Genomic DNA, 16,950 nt, shown 5'->3' with positions numbered 1-16,950 from the left:
ACTGTCGGAAGGATAAGACCTTGGAGATCTTTACAGGAATGAGCACACCGCCATTCGCCATTGAATATCAACAAACGACGATGTGCTATCTTCTCTTGCTTAATTCAGCGAATGATGTCGAAGCTGTAATCGGTTTTTGCAGGAACGATCGTGTTCTTGTCGATCTCTTCAAAAATCCTGTCGAGGATCCACACCAACACATTCATGCCGCCCTGATAGCCCCACACCGGGTAGCGATGGTGATGATGGCGATCGAAAACTGGGAAACCAATTCGGATCAACGGCGTGCCCGTATCCCGCTCCAGATATTTTCCGTAGGTGTTCCCAATCAGGAAGTCCACGGGCTCGGTAAACAGAAGCGACCGCATGTGCCAAAGATCCTTACCGGGATAAACATGGCAATTCTTCCCAAATGGCGAACTATCGAAAAGCCCTTGAACTTTCGCTTCCCAACCCTTCGGACCGTTCGTGGCAAGCACATGCGTTGGCTCAGCCCCAAGTTCAAGCAAGAAGCCAGCGAGGCCAAGGCAAAGGTCTGGATCGCCGTAGATCGCGAATTTTTTACCGTGGATATGCGCACTCGAGTCGGCAATCGCATCCACGAGCCGGCCGCGTTCCCGCGCTATGGATTCTGGAATTGGTTTGCCAGTGATCCGCGACACCTCCATTAGAAATTTGTCGGTCGCGGTGACACCAACGGGGTGATTGAACGCCAGCACTTCTTGGCCATGTGCCGCGATGAGAGGCAAAGTCTTTTCGGTGCAGTATTCCTGCATCGAGATCGTTGCCTTCGCATGAACAGCATTGGCTGCTTCTTCTAAAGTCGTGCCACCGTCATACATGCGGAATTCGCCGTCGGTTGGTGTATCCCATACGTCACTGTTGTCGCAAAGGATGGTATATTCGACGTCCATTAAGTCGAAGAGCCGCTTGATTTCACGGGTGTTGCCAACAGTATAGCCATCAAAGCCTCCGATGAAATTGATCTTATCGTTTGGCAGGCGCTCAAGAACCGGCGCGGTCTTTGCTTTCCCGTCCCAGAAATGCTCAAATATTCCCTTGAGTACATTGTCATAGCCGGTGATATGGCTGCCGACGAAAGCCGGGGTGTGGGCGAAAGGCACGTCAAATTCTGCTGGCACGGAACCCTTCTCTTTCGATGTCTTGATGAAGGCATTGAGATCATCGCCAATGACTTCCGCCATGCAGGTCGTCGAGACGGAAATCATTTTCGGCTTGTACATATTATAGGTGTTGGCGAGCCCGTCGATCATATTGTTGAGACCGCCGAAGACCGCTGCGTCCTCTGTCATGGAGGAGGAGACGCAGGAACTTGGTTCCTTGAAGTGCCGTGAGAAATGGCTGCGATAATAGGCGACACAGCCCTGCGAACCGTGGACGAAGGGAATTGTCTTCTCAAAGCCAACAGCGGCGAAAACCGCACCGAGAGGCTGACATGCCTTGGCCGGATTAACCGTCAGCGCTTCGCGAGCAAAATTTTTCTCGCGATATTCTGGGGTTTTGGCCCATTCACGAACCCGCTCAACCTCGGCCGGATCACGTGGATTTTCGAACATCTTCTTCTTGTTCGCCAGCATCTGCTGATATTCCGGGCCGCGGAATAGCTCGAAGTGATCGAGCACGTGTTCGGCGTTCTGGGTCATTGGCAAGCCCTTTTCAAATGTCTTATTCGCGTCATGAGGGTTGGCTCTTCCCAGAAGGGAAGAGCCTGTTGTAGGTTGCCTACTCGGCGGCGATTAATTGAGGCGCCGGTTCCGTCTTCCAAGGAGCTTTAGTCATCTTCCAAATCGGCGCGTTGATGGCCATGTCCATGTCACGCGCGAAGATCGCGAAGCCATCATAACCATGATAGGGGCCGGAATAATCCCAGGAATGCATCTGCCGGAATGGGACACCCATCTTCTGGAAGACGTATTTTTCCTTGATGCCAGAGCCCACCAAATCCGGTTGAATCTTTTCAACGAATTTTTCGAATTCGTAGCCGGTCACATCGTCATAGATCAGCGTTCCGTCTTTGACGTAGTGCTGAGCGGTCCGCTGATAGTCGTCATTGTGGCCAAATTCATAGCCGGTGCCGACGACTTCCATGCCGAGATCTTCGTAGGCACCAATCACATGGCGCGGACGCAGCCCACCGACAAACAACATGACTGTCTTGGCTTCCAGGCGCGGACGGTACTTAGCGATAACCGCGTCCATCAAAGGCTGATATTTTGCGATGACGCGTTCAGCGCCTTCCTTGATTTTATCGTCGAAGAAGCCAGCGATCTTACGTAGCGATTCGGCGATCTTCGAGGGGCCGAAGAAATTATACTCGCACCACGGTATCCCATACTTTTCTTCCATATGCCGCGAGATGTAATTCATTGAGCGATAGCAATGCAGCACATTGAGTTGGGCCTTAGGCGTCGCTTCGAGTTCCGCCAGACTGCCATCTCCCGACCACTGGGCGATGACCCGCAAGCCCATTTCTTCTAGCAGGATGCGAGAGGACCAGGCGTCGCCGCCGATGTTGTAGTCACCAATGATGGCAACGTCATAAGGCGACTGTTCAAACCTTGCCGGCGCATCAGGGGCAATCTTGTCGAAGACCCAATCCCGGATTGAGTCATTGGCAATATGGTGTCCCAGGGATTGGGACACGCCACGAAATCCCTCGCAACGGACGGGAACGATGGTCTTGCCATCATATTCTTTGGACTTCTGTTTCGAGACCGCCTCGATGTCATCCCCAATCAAGCCGATCGGACATTCCGACTGAACCGTAATGCCGTTGTTCAGCGGGAAAAGCTCCTGAATCTCATCCATGATCTTGGCAAGCTTCTTGTCGCCGCCAAACACTATATCCTTTTCCTGGAAATCGGAGGTGAATTGCATGGTCACAAAGGTGTCGATCCCCGTCGTGCCGATATAATAATTGCGCCGGGCCGCCCAGGAATATTGTCCGCATCCCACGGGACCATGGCTGATATGAATCATGTCCTTGATCGGACCCCAGACCACGCCCTTGGATCCGGCATAAGCGCAACCGCGGATCGTCATGACGCCCGGAATTGACTTAAGGTTCGACTTAACGCCGCAGTCGGATTTTCCGGCTTCATGCACATTGAGGTGCTTGGCGCGTCTTTTCGCAGTCTTTTCTGGATAAATCTGCAAGACCTCGTTGATCAGTTCTTTGTTGCGAGCCTTGATTTCCGCAACGCTTTCCGTTTTTGCCAAGCTCATGGCGCTACCTCGCTGTCATCCCTGTTGTCACGCTGCAGTCCGGCCCCTCGCGCGAGGGGCCGGATTTATTTCCTAGCAATTAAGCGGTCGCCAGTTCGGAGGCGGTCTTACCGATTTGCGATTCGTCAACCGCCTTCATGATGCCGTGCTGCATCAGCATGTCTTCGAGTTCGTCCATGGTGATCGGGGTCGGAATAATACCCTGGCCCTGATTGGCATGAATCTTCTCGGCCAATGTCCGATAATGTTGCGCCTGCACGGAGTCGGGCGCATATTCGAGCACCGTCATGCGGCGAAGTTCGGCGTGCTGGACGATGTTGTCACGCGGCACGAAGTAGATAAGTTTGGTGCCGAGTTTCACCGCCAGCGCTTCCGCGAGTTCCAGCTCCTTGTCGGTCTGGCGCTCGTTGCAGACGAGACCGCCCAAGCGAACCCCGCCGGAATTGGCATATTTCAAAATGCCCTTGGAGATATTGTTGGCCGCATACATGGCCATCATTTCGCCGGACATGACGATGTAAATTTCCTGCGCTTTGTTTTCGCGGATTGGCATCGCGAAGCCGCCGCAAACAACGTCGCCGAGCACGTCATAGGACACATAGTCCAGGTCCTCATACGCGCCGTTCTCTTCCAGGAAGTTGATCGAGGTGATGACCCCACGGCCAGCGCAACCAACGCCTGGTTCCGGTCCGCCGGACTCAACGCAACGAATGTCGCGGTAGCCCACCTTCATCACCTCTTCGATCTCAAGGTCTTCGACACTTCCTGCCGCAGCCGCAAGGCTTAGGATGGTGTCCTGCGCCTTTGCGTGCAGAATGAGACGGGTCGAATCGGCCTTGGGATCACAGCCGACGATCAGAATCCTGTGTCCCATCTCCGCAAGCGCGGCGAGGGTGTTTTGGGAGGTGGTTGACTTGCCGATACCCCCCTTACCGTAAAACGCGATTTGTCGTAGTGACGACATGTGGCTCTCCTTACGAACCGATTGCTAATGACTACCGCGCATTCAGCGCGAGACTGTTCCTCTGGTAGAAACTGGCTCGCGGATTACGGGAAGGAGCGCATCACTCGTCTGGCGTCTGCGTGCGCTCAGCCCTCACTCGCCGTTCCGGACAGCTGTTGAGCAACCGTCGTGCCAGTTCTTTTGCATTCTATAAGTAATTGATATATAAGGAATATATGGTGCATATAGAGGCTGACGTTGAGTTGTTTTGAACCCGACATCGTTGAGCTGGCTGTCAGAAACAACACAACAAGCAACAGCCTCATGTTTGTCATATTCGAACGAAGCCGCGGCGCCTTCACGTGGCTTGCTTCGAACTTCGAGCGGAACAGAATTTGCTTAAGACGGCTCACGTCCACGTCAGCACATTTATGGGCGCGGCCGTGGTCCGATGAATTATGGCGAGGCGAGAGGTCATTATGCAAATCGGGGTCGAAACTTCCAAAGCTGTCGATCAACGGCGTGTGTTCGTTGTCGACCATGATGAAGTTACGCGCGCGGCGTTACAATTCATGCTCCATGATGAAATCGAAACCCACGAGCTCGCGACGCTTGAAGAAGCCTACGACAAGGGAACCGAATGGCTCAAACCCGATGTTTTGCTGCTCGGCGTTTCGTTCCTAAAGGAAAAAGGCATGGAGCTTGTCGGTGAGCTGAAGGCCAAGTTTCCTGGCGTGCGGATCCTCATCGTATGTGACAAATCGGATGAAGCGGCCGCCGTGAACGGCATGAAAGCGGGCGCCCATGGCGCGCTGGTCAAACCGCTGACCATCGAATCCGTTCGCAAGAAAGTGGACACTATTCTGGGACGCGGAGGAGCGGCGCCGCTCATTCAACTCGGCACGCTGTAAAGGAATGCCCCTAGGATTTGGTGAGAATCCGGTTGGCATTGTTCGGGGAGATTTGATTGGCGCGCGTAACCTTTTATGAAAAACCAGGCTGCGGCACGAATGCACGTCAGAAGCGGATGCTGGAAGCCGCAGGGCATGAGATCGTGGCGGAGAATTTGCTCACTGAGTCTTGGACCTCTGAGAGGCTCCGCAGTTTTTTCGGAGCCATGCCGGTGGCATCTTGGTTCAATTCCTCGGCGCCCCGATTGAAATCCGGCGCGGTTGATCCCGTGACCGTTGCTGCCCCAGATGCTCTCGCTCTTATGCTTGCCGAACCGCTTCTTATCAGACGCCCACTTCTCGAAGTAGAAGGGCAAAGATGCGCCGGCTTTGAGGACCCGCTTGTCACGCTTCTGCTTGGTGGCGGGAAAGTTACCCCGGATGTTCTTGGCTGCGGACGCGCTGGGAGTCCGGCACCCTGCCCCGCACCCGATGATGCCAGGCGGGGCATCCACTCATGACACATGCAGCGGATCCCGGAGAAATCACGCTCACCTATCATGCGCGCACGAAGCATAGAGTCGAGCGCTATGCGGCAGGCCCTGAGACGCTAGATTGGGACGCGCAGCCCAATCCTTTCCGGGAATTTAATGGCTGTCCTCGCATCGCACTTCCGTTCGCGGCGGGACTGCCCGAGACGCGCTTTGCGGAAATTTATCGAGACAACTGCGTCGAGCCTGTGGCGCTGACCCTCGCCTCGGTCAGCGTGTTGATAGAGCTTTCCCTGGGCCTTTCTGCCTGGAAGCAATACGGGCCGGACCGCTGGGCATTGCGCTGTAATCCCTCGAGCGGCAACCTTCATCCAACCGAAGCCTATCTGCTGACGAGCCAGGTGCCGGGCCTGGAGGACGGCCTTTACCACTATTTTGCCCGCGACCACGCGCTCGAGCAAAGATGTCGGCATACTGCCACACCCGGGCAGCAGCCCGCACAACTTTGGATTGGGCTCACATCGATCCATTGGCGAGAGGCCTGGAAATATGGCGAACGCGGGTTCCGCTATTGCCAGCTTGACATCGGCCATGCGCTTGGAGCCTTGCGCTATGCAGCAGGAATGCTTGGATGGACAGCGAGGATCGTCGATCAAATTGAATACGAGGAACTAACAGCGCTTTTGGGCCTCGATCGCACAGGAGATTTTCTTGGGGCGGAACAGGAAGAGCCCGATCTTTTAATTGCCATTGATAGCGGTCCCGCGACCAATCTTATTGGCTCACTGGATAGGCCTTGCGCGGCGGCGGCGCGCGCCGGTGAATGGACGGGACGCGCGAACCTGCTGGACCCGCACCCAATGTATCGTTGGCCGGTGATCGAGCAAGTGTCTCTCGCGACACGCGGGGAGCCAGGAAAGGAGAGGCTTCATCGTGTAGCCTACCCGCCGTTGCCCGAAATCTTTGAGGCACACGCTGCCAGCATCATTCAGAACAGGCGCAGCGCTCAACGTTTCGATAGCAAACAGACGATGAGTGCCGGAACGTTCTTCCACATGCTGGATTGCCTACTCGATCGTCCGGCCGCGCCTTGGGATATTTGGGCCTACATCCCGCGGGTCCACCCCATTTTCTTTGTCCACCGGGTGGAAGGACTCGAAGCCGGTCTTTATCTTTTACACCGGGATCCGGAGGCTTTGCGCGCCCTCCGTGATACACTGAATCCGGATTTTATATGGCAGACTCTGGAAAATGCCCCAGCTCATCTTCCCTTGATCAAGCTCATGCCCGGCGATTGCCGATCATTTGCGCGGACTGTGAGCTGCTATCAGGCGATCGCGTGCGATAGCTGTTTCTCGCTTGGCATGCTCGCTGAATTCGAAGCCATCGTAAAACAAAACTCATGGCGCTACCGCCAGCTTCATTGGGAAGCGGGGCTGCTCGGGCATGTCTTATATCTGGAGGCGGAGGCGGCAGGCCTCAGAGGAACCGGCATCGGCTGTTATTTCGATGACGTGTTGCATGAACTTCTCGGCATCAAAAACGAACGTTTTCAATCATTCTATCACTTCACCGTCGGCTATCCGCTGAAAGATGAGCGCATCACGACCTTGCCTGCCTATCCCGGCAGGTCGGATCACCATTGAGGGGGTTCCATGCGGCAGCGCACGCCATTCCAACGCATCGGCGTTCCCGAGGCCAAGAGCCTCATCGAAAGCACGGCCGTCCTGGTGCTTGACGTCAGGGACCCAGAGGTTTTTCGCCGCAGCCATGTCGCTGGAGCACAAAATGTTTCCATCGCCAATCTTGACGCGGTCCTGACCGGCACAGCAAAAAATGCACCGATCCTCATCTATTGCTACCACGGCTACGCGAGCCAGGAATATGCACAAATTTTTTCCGATTTTGGGTTCTCCCAGGTCTATAGCCTCGACGGCGGATATGAGGCTTGGGCAAAGCAAAAGTGCGTGGCCTACCGTCCGCAACCCGGAACAACATTACGGCGGTGGCTCTCGGCGGAGGGATTTCCCGACAGCGATGTCGATGCTGTCATCGCGAATGGTACAACGCCCTTAATGAAAGCAAGCCTCTGCGGGCAAGTCAAAATCGTGGGTGCGCTCATCGAAGCCGGCTCGCAATTGGAGGCGAGAAATGCCGATGGCAACAACGCGCTTTGGCTCGCCTGCGTTGGCGGCCATCTCAACGTCATGAATGTTCTCATCGAGGCCGGGATCAATATCGACAATCGCAATGACAATGGCGCGACGTCGCTCATGTATGCGGCTTCGGCTGGGAAGGCCGCCGTCGTGGAGCGGTTGCTTGCGGCGAGCGCCGACATCTCGCAAGAAACGCTGGATAGCTTCACCGCCCTTGACATGGCGGCGACGATTGAATGCTTGACATTATTACGCAACGCCGCGCGCGCGCAAGCCAGTAACAATGGTGGCCGCGCCGCCATGGCCATCAAGCAAGCCAACCTTTAGGCGCGCGCGCCGGATGGGGCAATCTAACTGGCTTGGCTTCTGCCCTCAGCGAGTCAAGATCATCACGAGGCGCTCTACAAGTTTCCCTTGCTTGAAATGCGACTCGACGATTTCGTCAATATCTTCGGGCGTGGTTGGGCGGTACCAGACCCCTTCCGGGTAGACCACCATTAAAGGGCCAGCGCTGCAAAAGCCCAGACATCCAGAGGCCGTGAAGCCGGTATCGGAAAGGCCCTCCGCCTCCAGCTTTTTGCCCATCCGATCCCAGAGGGGCTGGGCACCAGAGGCGCCGCAGCTGCCACGAGGATGGCCGGGCGGACGCTGTGTAAAGCAAGCAAAAACGTGGCGCTTGTAGACTTGCGGGATCTCGATCCCCTCTTCCTCGGCGGTCATTAGTGTGGCTTTCATTGCACCGTCGCCACGATACCTTTGGAACTCAACAAGGTCGCGAGTTCCCCCGTCTGAAACATTTCCCGCATGATGTCGCAACCACCAACAAACTCGCCCTTGACATAGAGCTGAGGGATCGTCGGCCAGTTCGAAAACGCTTTGATGCCTTCGCGAATCTCCATGTCCGCCAGCACATCCACGGTCTTGAACGGTACCGCTAGCTGGCCAAGGATCCGAATGGCCGCCGCCGAGAAGCCGCATTGAGGGGCCGCCGGAATGCCCTTCGTGAACAGGACAACATCGCCACTCGCGATCACGGCTTCAATCCGTTGTGTCGTTGGTTCAGCCATAGTCCACCTCTTCAAAATTGAGTTTAAGTGCTGGAATGCAAGAGCCGGCCTGTTTATTTGGGCACGGATGTTTCGAGGGCAAGCGCATGAATGGCCCCGCCCACTTGCCCCTGAAGCGCCGCATAGACCATCTTGTGCTGCTCGATCCGGCTCTTGCCTACGAACGCTCCGGAGGCGATGCGAGCAGCGAAATGGTCGCCATCGCCAGCGAGGTCGGCGACAACCACCTCGGCATCCGGGAATGCCTGCTTGATAAGCCGCTCGATTTCCGGTCCAGCCATTGCCATCGCCACCACTCCTGATGTCACGAACGCCTCCATGCAAGGTTGGAACCAAATTTCATAGCCCGCTCAGGATCCGCAAAAGAGAGGCTTACATAAGTGCTTTCTCGCCTCCCTTTCATTAGGCCGCGCGGGCTCGAACAGCTGTCGGTTTCCTGACATCCAACGCGGTATGGCGAGGGTTCGAGTCCGGAACGCGACATCCGTCCGTGCGATAGCCTGTAGATGTCCCCTTGATTTAGGCCTCGCCTCATGCGGCCCATATTTTGCTTTCGCAAGTGGTGCTGAAGGGGAAATCGTATGAGCAGTTCACAATATCCAGGTAGGAATGGCCAGTATGCTCCCTTCGCCGTGATTCTCGGCACCAATGAAATTGCATCGGCGGTGGCGGTTAATCTTTATCGTGGCGGCTTTTCCGTCGTTCTCTCGCATGATCCGCTCCCGCCAGTTATCCGGCGGAAAATGGCTTTTCACGACGCGCTCTTCGACGACCCGGTCACCGTTGCGGGCGTCGCGGCCCGGCGCGTCGATACCGGACTTGAGATCCTTTCAGGCTTTGGCTCGGCCAGTGAGGTGATCATCACCGAGCTTGGGCTTTTGGATCTGATGGTCCTTCGCACGCTGGATCTCCTCGTCGATGCGAGAATGCAGAAATATCAAGTCACCCCGGATTTGCGCAGGCTCGCACGCTTTACGATAGGCCTCGGTCCTGGCTTCACGGCGGAAATGAATTGCGATTTCGCTGTTGAAACGCGGCCAGCAAAGACCGGACGGATCCTTCAACGAGGTACGACCGACCCGGCAGACGGAATCTCGCGCCGTCTTGGTGGCGTCGGAGGAGAGCGATTTGTTTACTCGGAGATTCCAGGCCGGTGGCATACAGCCATTGAGATCGGTACACGGATCTTCAAAGACTTCATCATCGGCCATCTCGGCGGCGAAATTATCCGGGCGCCCTTCGATGGCATTCTAAGAGGTGTCGTCCGCGATGGAACCGAGGTGCCCGCCGGCGTGAAACTTCTGGAGGTTGATCCGCGGGGCGAGGAGCTAGTTGGACGGTAACAGATGGCCGGGGACGAACTATTGCCGCGGCAGTAACGAAAGCGGTCGCGATTCATCACGCAAAAGTCTCTGTTCCCCTCTCTCGTGTGCTAACTGTCGTCAAATAGCACGGTGTGCAAACACGCAAAAGAGCCATCCAGGCGGGCATCGCAAATGAGAGACTTGTTTTCCAATTCCGATGCTATCAATTTCGGGGATCTCCCCGATGCTATCAACGATTTACTCCAGCAAGGGGTTGCTGCCTATCGTCACGATCATGCGCTCGCGGACAGGCTATTCCGTCAAGCAATGGTAGCCGCGCCGGAGCAACTGTCGGTCTATTTCTGCCTTTACAAAATTCACACCTATCAGGGCAATCTTGACATGGCGGTCACCGCCGCTGAAGATGGCCTTGGGGTTGCCGCGCGCCAAGCTGGCTGGAGCCCAAACTGGCGCGATTGGTCCGTGCAATCTGTCATCCCAGACGGAGCCGGACGCTTCGCGCTCTATACATTGAAGGCGCTAGCCTTCATTCGCCTGCGCAGATCCGAGCGGACCCAGGCTCTCGAAATTCTCGATGCATTGAGAAACTTGGATCCAGCGGGCGTTGTCGGCTGGCCAGTCGTCGCCGCGCTCGCCGAAGGCACCGCCTGACTGGAAGATTTTCATCCTTCCTATGACAGCGCTCTTCCCGCTGACCTACACACGTATCGGTCAAACCACCGTGAAGACCTAGCCGCTTCTGATCTGTAAATCCGCATAACCGGCGCGTGTGCAACCGCCATGGCATTGTGCTTGCAGCAGACCTCTCATGACAGTCAATAAAACGTCGTCGTCGTGGGGCCTTTATCGTGGTGAATATTACAAAAATCAACGCTGCAGCCCCGAAGACAGGCGAAACCCCTGCAATGCCAGCACTGCTTGGCTTTGCCCTCTTAATTTCAACGTCGGGAATCTGACATGAGCCAAGAGGCAGAAACTCTACAAGAGTTAGCGGATCAAAAATACAAATATGGTTTCGTCACGAATATCGAGAGCGAGTTTGCCCCTAAGGGTTTGTCCGAAGACATCGTCCGTTTCATTTCAAAGAAGAAGAAAGAACCCGGATGGATGTTGGAGTTACGGCTTGCGGCGTTTCGCCGCTGGCGAACCATGACGGAGCCCAAATGGGCGCGCGTCCATTATCCGCCAATCGATTTTCAGGACGCCTATTATTATGCGGCGCCCAAGGTCAAGGATGACGCCCCGGCAAGCCTCGATGAGGTCGATCCCGAGCTTTTGAAGACTTACGAGAAGCTTGGCATTCCGCTCTCCGAGCAAAAGATGCTGACCGGTGTGGCTGTCGATGCGGTGTTCGATTCGGTATCGGTCGCGACAACCTTCAAGGCGAAACTGGAGGAAGTTGGCGTCATTTTCTGTCCCATTTCCGAGGCGCTGGCGAAGCATCCAGATCTCGTGCGCAAATATCTCGGCTCCGTCGTTCCCGACACCGACAATTTTTACGCAACGCTGAATGCGGCAGTCTTTTCCGACGGTTCCTTTGTCTATGTTCCGCCTGGCGTCCGCTGCCCCATGGAGCTGTCGACCTATTTCCGCATCAACGCATCCAACACCGGACAATTCGAACGGACTCTCATCATCGCGGACAAGGGCGCTTATGTCAGCTACCTCGAAGGCTGCACGGCGCCCATGCGCGACGAAAACCAGCTGCACGCGGCCGTTGTCGAACTCGTTGCGCTCGATGACGCCGAAATCAAATATTCGACCGTGCAGAATTGGTATCCGGGCGACGAGAACGGCAAGGGCGGAATTTACAATTTCGTGACCAAGCGCGGCGATTGCCGTGGCGTTAACTCGAAGATTTCTTGGACGCAGGTCGAGACGGGTTCGGCGATTACTTGGAAATATCCCTCCTGCATCCTGCGCGGCGACAATTCCGTTGGCGAATTCTATTCGATCGCCATCGCCAACAATTATCAGCAGGCGGATACCGGCACCAAGATGATGCATCTTGGCCGAAACACGAAGAGCCGGATCATCTCCAAAGGCATTTCTGCAGGGCACGCGCAAAACACCTACCGTGGCCTCGTCCGCGTCCATCAGAAAGCCGAGGGTGCTCGCAATTTCACCCAATGCGACTCGCTTCTCCTCGGCTCCAAGTGCGGCGCTCATACGGTGCCCTACATCGAGTCACGCAATCCGACAGCGCTCCTCGAGCATGAAGCCACGACCTCGAAGATCAGCGACGATCAGCTTTTTTATTGCATTTCTCGCGGGATCGCCACGGAAGAAGCGGTGGCGTTGATCGTCAACGGGTTCTGCCGTGAAGTACTGCAGCAATTGCCAATGGAATTTGCGGTCGAGGCACAGAAGCTCGTTGGCATCAGCCTCGAGGGAAGCGTCGGATGACTGTCCCATACCGCGCAGCACACGGCACACAGTTTGGAGATCGTCATGCTTGAGATCAAAGACCTTTATGCAAGCGTTCAGGGCAAGGAGATTCTAAAGGGTCTTTCGCTCAAAGTCGGCGCTGGCGAGGTTCATGCCATCATGGGGCCTAATGGCGCCGGCAAATCGACGACCTCCTATGCGCTCGCCGGACGCGAGGGCTATGATGTGACGAGCGGCGACGTGACGTTCAAGGGCGAGGATTTGCTCGCCCTCAAGCCGGAAGAGCGGGCCGCCAAAGGTATTTTTCTCGCCTTCCAATATCCGCTTGAAATTCCTGGTGTCTCGAACCTCACCTTCCTCAAGACGGCCGTCAATGCACAAGCCCGCCTTCGCGGCGAGCCGGTTCTCGATGCGGTCCAGTTCCTGCGCGCCGTGCGCGAGACTGCCAAATTGCTTAACGTGTCCGAAGACATGCTAAAGCGGCCGCTCAATGTCGGTTTTTCGGGCGGCGAGAAAAAGCGGAACGAAGTTCTGCAAATGGCGCTTCTAAAGCCATCGCTGGCGATCCTCGACGAGACGGATTCAGGTCTCGACATCGACGCCTTGAAGCTCGTTGCGGAAGGCGTGAACAAATTGCGTGCCCCGGACCGTTCGTTTTTGGTGATTACGCATTACCAGCGGCTGCTCGACTATATCGTGCCCGACTATGTGCATATCCTCGCCGGTGGCAAGATTGTGCGCTCGGGCGACAAGTCGCTGGCGCTGCGTCTCGAAGAGCAAGGCTATGATGCCTTGATCGGAAAGGCGGCGTGAGCGCCATGAGCGGCAATACATCCCTCAACCATCTCCTTGATGTCATGGCTGGCCGGCAGGAAGGTACCGTGCCTTGGCTCGGTGCCTTGCGGGAAGAGGCGCGGACCATTTTTGCCGGATGCGGCCTGCCGACACGCCGGGTCGAGTCCTGGAAATATTCCGATCTCTCTCGGGCGCTTGCCCGCGCTGCGGACGGATTGAGTCCCACACCTCCGGCTCCGGTTCTCCCCGGGACTCACCTTGCGCTGTTCGAAAATGGCGTTCTTAACGAAGAAAAATCAGATCTCGCACAAATCGGCGCGGTTCCTTTGCGGCGAGTTCTCGCCGACTCTTCGACCCCCTTCGCCAGTAAGATCGGCTATGTCAATCCGCAGAAGGACCACGCACTCCTCAATCTAAATACCGCGCTCATGGAGGACGGGCTTGTCCTGCACGTTCCGGCCCACACGACGCTCACGAAGCCGCTCTACATCCGCTTTGAATGGGAAGGAGAAGAAGCGCGAGCCCCCGAGGGCCGGCACCTGCGCCTTTTGATCCTTCTTGATGAAGATGCGGAGGCGGCGATCATCGAGGCCCACAGTGGCACGCCAGGTTTTTCCACCATCGTGACTGAGGTTCGCCTGGCTCCCAAGGCAAGGCTCAAACATATCCGGCTTGACCGGCTTGGCGCGGCCGCAAGGCAATCGGCGATTACCTTGGGCGAGCTTGACACCGCCGCATCCTACAAAGCTTTCTACTTGTCCGAGGGCGGGCTGTTTTCGCGTCATGAAGCGCTGCTCAATCTCGCGGAGAAAGACGCGCAAGCGGAATTAGATGGCATTTATCTCGTCGCCGATGGCCGCCATTGTGACAATACCACTGTCATCACCCATGCCGGGCCGGACACGGCAAGCAGGCAAGCTTTTCGCGGCGTCCTCGCCGGCGATTCGCGGGGTGTCTATCAAGGGTGTGTCCGGGTGCGTCCCGACGCGCAAGGCGCAGATGCGCGTCAAATGAGCCGTACCGTGCTTCTGTCGCGGCAAGCCGAGATCGCCATCAAGCCGGAACTCGAAATCTTGGCCGATAACGTCAAATGCAGCCACGGCGCCACGTCTGGCGAACTGGATACCTCAGCGCTGTTCTTCTTGCGGGCTCGGGGCATTCCCGAAGCCGAGGCTCGGGCGCTCCTCATCGAAGCCTTTCTCGGCGAAGTCCTTGAAGCCATCGAAAGCGAGCCTCTTCGTGCTTGTGCGGCTGCGGCTGTGGCGGATTGGCTTGCCCTCCACGCAGGCGAGATCGCGCATGTCGAATAGTCTGCTGACGCTTCAGGAAAAACCAGTAGTGGCTGGTTTCGATATCACCCGCGTGCGCGAGGATTTTCCAATCCTTGCCAGGCAGGTTCATGGCAAGCCGCTCGTCTATCTCGACAATGGCGCTTCGGCGCAAAAGCCAAAGCCGGTGCTTGACGCGATGGCTAAGGCTTACGCGGAAACTTATGCGAACGTCCATCGTGGAGCGCATTTTCTTTCCGGCGCCTCGACCATCGCGTTCGAAAATGCCCGCGCATCCATTCGCCGCTTCATCAACGCTCCGAAAGTTGAAGAGATCATTTTCACCAAAGGTGGGACGGAAGCCATCAATCTTGCAGCCTCGTGTCTTGGGGCAACACTCGGTGAGGGGGATGAAATCATCCTCACCGAAATGGAGCATCATTCCAACATTGTCCCGTGGCATTTCCTGCGCGAGCGCAACGGTGTGGTGCTGCGATGGGCGCCTTTGAATACGGATGACAGCTTTGACATCGCCGCCTTCGCCAAGCTCCTCACCCCAAGGACGAAGCTGGTGGCGGTGACGCATATGTCCAATGTGCTTGGCACAGTCACACCGCTTGCCGAAATCATCCGGCTCACGCATGCGGCGGGTGCCAAGATTCTTGTTGATGGCTGTCAGGGCGCTGTGCATCTGCCGGTCGATGTTCAAGCGCTTGATTGTGATTTCTACGTTGCCACGGGCCACAAGCTCTACGGACCGTCGGGAATCGGCTTTCTCTTCGGCAAATATGAATATCTGAAACGGATGCGCCCCTATCAGGGCGGCGGCGAAATGATTGATGTGGTGACGAAGTACAAGGTCACCTACACCGATCCGCCGCACAAGTTCGAAGCTGGAACGCCGCCCATCGTTGAGGCCATTGGACTTGGCGCCGCACTGGACTATTTGATGTCCCTCGACCGGCCCGCAATCGCGGCGCATGAGTCGGCACTGCTCGCCCATGCAACCGAGGAGCTTTCCAATCTCGACCGCGTGCGGCTTTTTGGGCGGGCGCAAGATAAAGGCTGCCTCGTTACTTTCGAGACGGAAGGCATCCATCCCCATGATGTCTCGACCCTGCTCGATCGCGCCGGTATCGCCGTGCGGGCCGGAAACCATTGCGCCCAGCCTCTCATGGAGCGGCTTGGCGTAACGGTGTCCACGCGGGCCTCTTTCGCGCTCTACAACACCCACGCGGAGGTGGAGGCTCTGGTCCGCGGTGTGCGCGACGTCCTGGAGTTTTTCCGATGATCGATCCAAGCCTGCGCGATCTCTATCAAGAAGTCATCCTCGACCATGGGCGCAATCCGCGACACTTCCACGCGCTCGAGGATGCAAGTCACGAGGCGCAAGGGCATAACCCCTTGTGCGGCGATCGCGTGCATCTTTATCTCAAGATCGGACCGTCGGGCCTTGTCGAGGACATCGCCTTCGAAGGCAAGGGCTGCGCCATCTCCATGGCATCTGCCTCGATGATGACGGACCTTGTGCTTGGCAAAGAGGTCAAAGAGGCAAAGATTCTTGCGGACGCCTTTTATCAACTCGCGAAAGGAGAGCCGGTTGAGGCGCCTTTACGCCCCGAGGATCGCGAGCAGATCGAGGTGTTGGGGGGAGTGAGCGAATTTCCCATGCGTGTAAAATGCGCAACCCTCGCCTGGCACACATTCGAAGCAGCCTTCGAGCCGAAGGACGGTGCCGGCCAGCAAGAGTTGCGGGAGGCGATGAGCGAATGATGGATACTAGCAGCCATACCATCGACGTGGCTCCGGCCAGCAGTGTAGAAGAAATATCTACGTCCGTTACCGCCAGCGATGTTCTTACCAACGACATCATCGCAGCGCTGCGTACGGTGTATGATCCCGAAATCCCGGTGAATGTCTTCGATCTTGGATTGATTTACCGAATCGATGTGAAAGACGAAGGCCTTGTCGAAATCGACATGACCTTGACCGCGCCCGGCTGTCCTGTCGCTGGCGAAATGGTCGGCTGGGTGTCAACGGCGGTGCGTGGTGTAAAAGGCGTCGCTGAAGCAAAGGTCAATCTAGTCTTCGATCCGCCCTGGGACCAATCAAGGATGTCGGAAGAAGCCAAGCTGGAGTTGGGTTTGTCTTAGATCCTCGTGCGGTCATCGGCTCGCGAACCGTCATGTTTCCTTTCGGCCGCCTGCCTGCTCTTCATCAACAAGATGGATCTTTATGCTCAAGAGGGAAATTGGCGGCGGGGAAGCCCTTAAGGGGATCGCGGTCCCCGCTGGGGTTATCTAAAAACTCGGGTGCCACGACTATTCCTCAAGTTTTGGAGGTGGCTCTTGGACGGTTGACCTATGGGCGCAGAACAGCTC

The 16,950-nt window shown here is 56.4% G+C and carries 19 protein-coding genes; 12 read left to right on the top strand and 7 right to left on the bottom strand.

Features of this window, described 5'->3' with window-relative positions; genetic code table 11:
- Positions 1 to 104: 104 nt before the first annotated feature.
- The 4 genes from nifK to QEV83_RS10585 form a co-directional block, all read right to left on the bottom strand.
- On the bottom strand, positions 105 to 1,664 hold the full coding sequence (gene nifK / locus QEV83_RS10600; RefSeq protein WP_280127712.1) for a nitrogenase molybdenum-iron protein subunit beta: 1,560 nt from the start codon (positions 1,662 to 1,664) through the stop codon (positions 105 to 107).
- Between the two features lie 79 nt (positions 1,665 to 1,743).
- Positions 1,744 to 3,246, bottom strand: coding sequence for a nitrogenase molybdenum-iron protein alpha chain (gene nifD, locus QEV83_RS10595; protein WP_280127711.1), 1,503 nt, complete (start codon positions 3,244 to 3,246; stop codon positions 1,744 to 1,746).
- A 79-nt stretch (positions 3,247 to 3,325) separates the two neighbouring features.
- The gene (gene nifH / locus QEV83_RS10590; protein ID WP_280127710.1) at positions 3,326 to 4,210 is read right to left on the bottom strand and encodes a nitrogenase iron protein; all 885 of its coding nucleotides are present in this window, start codon (positions 4,208 to 4,210) and stop codon (positions 3,326 to 3,328) included.
- A gap of 125 nt (positions 4,211 to 4,335) precedes the next feature.
- A complete protein-coding gene (locus QEV83_RS10585) occupies positions 4,336 to 4,731 on the bottom strand; it encodes a hypothetical protein (RefSeq protein WP_280131163.1) in 396 nt (131 codons plus the stop codon).
- On the opposite strand from QEV83_RS10585, the gene QEV83_RS10580 reads away from it, so the two are divergent.
- Genes QEV83_RS10580 through QEV83_RS10565 form a run of 4 tightly spaced genes read left to right on the top strand, consistent with a single transcriptional unit; the run spans position 4,669 to position 8,053 of the window.
- Entirely contained in the window at positions 4,669 to 5,100 is a 432-nt protein-coding gene (locus tag QEV83_RS10580; RefSeq protein ID WP_280127709.1) for a response regulator, read from the top strand. The two genes, QEV83_RS10585 and QEV83_RS10580, sit on opposite strands and share 63 nt — an antisense overlap.
- Before the next feature lie 56 nt (positions 5,101 to 5,156).
- Positions 5,157 to 5,600, top strand: coding sequence for an arsenate reductase family protein (locus QEV83_RS10575; protein WP_280127708.1), 444 nt, complete (start codon positions 5,157 to 5,159; stop codon positions 5,598 to 5,600).
- On the top strand, positions 5,597 to 7,216 hold the full coding sequence (locus tag QEV83_RS10570) for a SagB/ThcOx family dehydrogenase (RefSeq protein ID WP_280127707.1): 1,620 nt from the start codon (positions 5,597 to 5,599) through the stop codon (positions 7,214 to 7,216). Before QEV83_RS10575 ends, QEV83_RS10570 begins: the two co-directional genes overlap by 4 nt.
- 9 nt (positions 7,217 to 7,225) lie before the next feature.
- On the top strand, positions 7,226 to 8,053 hold the full coding sequence (locus QEV83_RS10565; protein ID WP_280127706.1) for a rhodanese-like domain-containing protein: 828 nt from the start codon (positions 7,226 to 7,228) through the stop codon (positions 8,051 to 8,053).
- A gap of 45 nt (positions 8,054 to 8,098) precedes the next feature.
- On the opposite strand, the gene QEV83_RS10560 is transcribed toward QEV83_RS10565, so the two are convergent.
- From QEV83_RS10560 to QEV83_RS10550, 3 genes are read right to left on the bottom strand one after another with little or no spacing between them, the layout of a single operon-like run.
- Positions 8,099 to 8,446: a (2Fe-2S) ferredoxin domain-containing protein gene (locus QEV83_RS10560; protein WP_280131025.1), complete on the bottom strand. Its 348-nt coding sequence runs from the start codon at positions 8,444 to 8,446 to the stop codon at positions 8,099 to 8,101.
- Between the two features lie 11 nt (positions 8,447 to 8,457).
- Positions 8,458 to 8,793 carry a Grx4 family monothiol glutaredoxin gene (gene grxD, locus QEV83_RS10555; protein ID WP_280127705.1) on the bottom strand — a complete coding sequence of 112 codons (336 nt, stop codon included), beginning with the start codon at positions 8,791 to 8,793 and terminating at the stop codon, positions 8,458 to 8,460.
- A 53-nt stretch (positions 8,794 to 8,846) separates the two neighbouring features.
- Positions 8,847 to 9,080 carry a BolA family transcriptional regulator gene (locus tag QEV83_RS10550; RefSeq protein ID WP_280131024.1) on the bottom strand — a complete coding sequence of 78 codons (234 nt, stop codon included), beginning with the start codon at positions 9,078 to 9,080 and terminating at the stop codon, positions 8,847 to 8,849.
- Positions 9,081 to 9,374: 294 nt separating this feature from the next.
- Here QEV83_RS10550 and QEV83_RS10545 point away from each other — a divergent pair, with 294 nt between their 5' ends.
- The 8 genes from QEV83_RS10545 to QEV83_RS10510 all read left to right on the top strand — a co-directional run bounded on the left by QEV83_RS10545 (position 9,375) and on the right by QEV83_RS10510 (position 16,722).
- Positions 9,375 to 10,136, top strand: a complete 762-nt coding sequence (locus tag QEV83_RS10545; RefSeq protein ID WP_348273216.1) for a xanthine dehydrogenase — start codon at positions 9,375 to 9,377, stop codon at positions 10,134 to 10,136.
- A gap of 153 nt (positions 10,137 to 10,289) precedes the next feature.
- Positions 10,290 to 10,769, top strand: coding sequence for a hypothetical protein (locus QEV83_RS10540; RefSeq protein ID WP_280127704.1), 480 nt, complete (start codon positions 10,290 to 10,292; stop codon positions 10,767 to 10,769).
- A 306-nt stretch (positions 10,770 to 11,075) separates the two neighbouring features.
- The gene (gene sufB, locus QEV83_RS10535; protein ID WP_280127703.1) at positions 11,076 to 12,524 is read left to right on the top strand and encodes a Fe-S cluster assembly protein SufB; all 1,449 of its coding nucleotides are present in this window, start codon (positions 11,076 to 11,078) and stop codon (positions 12,522 to 12,524) included.
- A 45-nt stretch (positions 12,525 to 12,569) separates the two neighbouring features.
- Positions 12,570 to 13,319 (top strand): Fe-S cluster assembly ATPase SufC, encoded by a 750-nt coding sequence (sufC, locus tag QEV83_RS10530; RefSeq protein ID WP_280127702.1) that lies wholly within the window; start codon positions 12,570 to 12,572, stop codon positions 13,317 to 13,319.
- Between the two features lie 5 nt (positions 13,320 to 13,324).
- Positions 13,325 to 14,611, top strand: coding sequence for a Fe-S cluster assembly protein SufD (gene sufD, locus QEV83_RS10525; RefSeq protein WP_280127701.1), 1,287 nt, complete (start codon positions 13,325 to 13,327; stop codon positions 14,609 to 14,611).
- A complete protein-coding gene (locus QEV83_RS10520; protein WP_280127700.1) occupies positions 14,601 to 15,860 on the top strand; it encodes a cysteine desulfurase in 1,260 nt (419 codons plus the stop codon). The genes sufD and QEV83_RS10520 overlap by 11 nt, the downstream gene beginning before the upstream one ends.
- Positions 15,857 to 16,342: a Fe-S cluster assembly sulfur transfer protein SufU gene (gene sufU / locus QEV83_RS10515; protein ID WP_280127699.1), complete on the top strand. Its 486-nt coding sequence runs from the start codon at positions 15,857 to 15,859 to the stop codon at positions 16,340 to 16,342. The genes QEV83_RS10520 and sufU overlap by 4 nt, the downstream gene beginning before the upstream one ends.
- Positions 16,342 to 16,722, top strand: a complete 381-nt coding sequence (locus tag QEV83_RS10510; RefSeq protein ID WP_280131023.1) for an SUF system Fe-S cluster assembly protein — start codon at positions 16,342 to 16,344, stop codon at positions 16,720 to 16,722. Before sufU ends, QEV83_RS10510 begins: the two co-directional genes overlap by 1 nt.
- Positions 16,723 to 16,950 lie beyond the last annotated feature (228 nt).

Origin of the sequence: Methylocapsa sp. D3K7 (assembly GCF_029855125.1) — a bacterium.
Lineage (GTDB): Bacteria > Pseudomonadota > Alphaproteobacteria > Rhizobiales > Beijerinckiaceae > Methylocapsa.
This window is presented reverse-complemented; position numbering and strand designations above follow the sequence as displayed.

Coding starts and splice junctions, on each gene's coding strand:
- grxD (WP_280127705.1), bottom strand. CDS start 8,793: ATGGCTGAACCAACGACACAACGGATTGAAGCCGTGATCGCGAGTGGC.
- QEV83_RS10520 (WP_280127700.1), top strand. CDS start 14,601: ATGTCGAATAGTCTGCTGACGCTTCAGGAAAAACCAGTAGTGGCTGGT.
- nifK (WP_280127712.1), bottom strand. CDS start 1,664: ATGACCCAGAACGCCGAACACGTGCTCGATCACTTCGAGCTATTCCGC.
- QEV83_RS10540 (WP_280127704.1), top strand. CDS start 10,290: ATGAGAGACTTGTTTTCCAATTCCGATGCTATCAATTTCGGGGATCTC.
- sufD (WP_280127701.1), top strand. CDS start 13,325: ATGAGCGGCAATACATCCCTCAACCATCTCCTTGATGTCATGGCTGGC.
- sufC (WP_280127702.1), top strand. CDS start 12,570: ATGCTTGAGATCAAAGACCTTTATGCAAGCGTTCAGGGCAAGGAGATT.
- QEV83_RS10560 (WP_280131025.1), bottom strand. CDS start 8,446: ATGACCGCCGAGGAAGAGGGGATCGAGATCCCGCAAGTCTACAAGCGC.
- QEV83_RS10570 (WP_280127707.1), top strand. CDS start 5,597: ATGACACATGCAGCGGATCCCGGAGAAATCACGCTCACCTATCATGCG.
- QEV83_RS10550 (WP_280131024.1), bottom strand. CDS start 9,080: ATGGCAATGGCTGGACCGGAAATCGAGCGGCTTATCAAGCAGGCATTC.
- QEV83_RS10510 (WP_280131023.1), top strand. CDS start 16,342: ATGGATACTAGCAGCCATACCATCGACGTGGCTCCGGCCAGCAGTGTA.
- sufU (WP_280127699.1), top strand. CDS start 15,857: ATGATCGATCCAAGCCTGCGCGATCTCTATCAAGAAGTCATCCTCGAC.
- nifH (WP_280127710.1), bottom strand. CDS start 4,210: ATGTCGTCACTACGACAAATCGCGTTTTACGGTAAGGGGGGTATCGGC.
- QEV83_RS10585 (WP_280131163.1), bottom strand. CDS start 4,731: ATGGTCGACAACGAACACACGCCGTTGATCGACAGCTTTGGAAGTTTC.
- nifD (WP_280127711.1), bottom strand. CDS start 3,246: ATGAGCTTGGCAAAAACGGAAAGCGTTGCGGAAATCAAGGCTCGCAAC.
- QEV83_RS10580 (WP_280127709.1), top strand. CDS start 4,669: ATGCAAATCGGGGTCGAAACTTCCAAAGCTGTCGATCAACGGCGTGTG.
- sufB (WP_280127703.1), top strand. CDS start 11,076: ATGAGCCAAGAGGCAGAAACTCTACAAGAGTTAGCGGATCAAAAATAC.
- QEV83_RS10565 (WP_280127706.1), top strand. CDS start 7,226: ATGCGGCAGCGCACGCCATTCCAACGCATCGGCGTTCCCGAGGCCAAG.
- QEV83_RS10545 (WP_348273216.1), top strand. CDS start 9,375: ATGAGCAGTTCACAATATCCAGGTAGGAATGGCCAGTATGCTCCCTTC.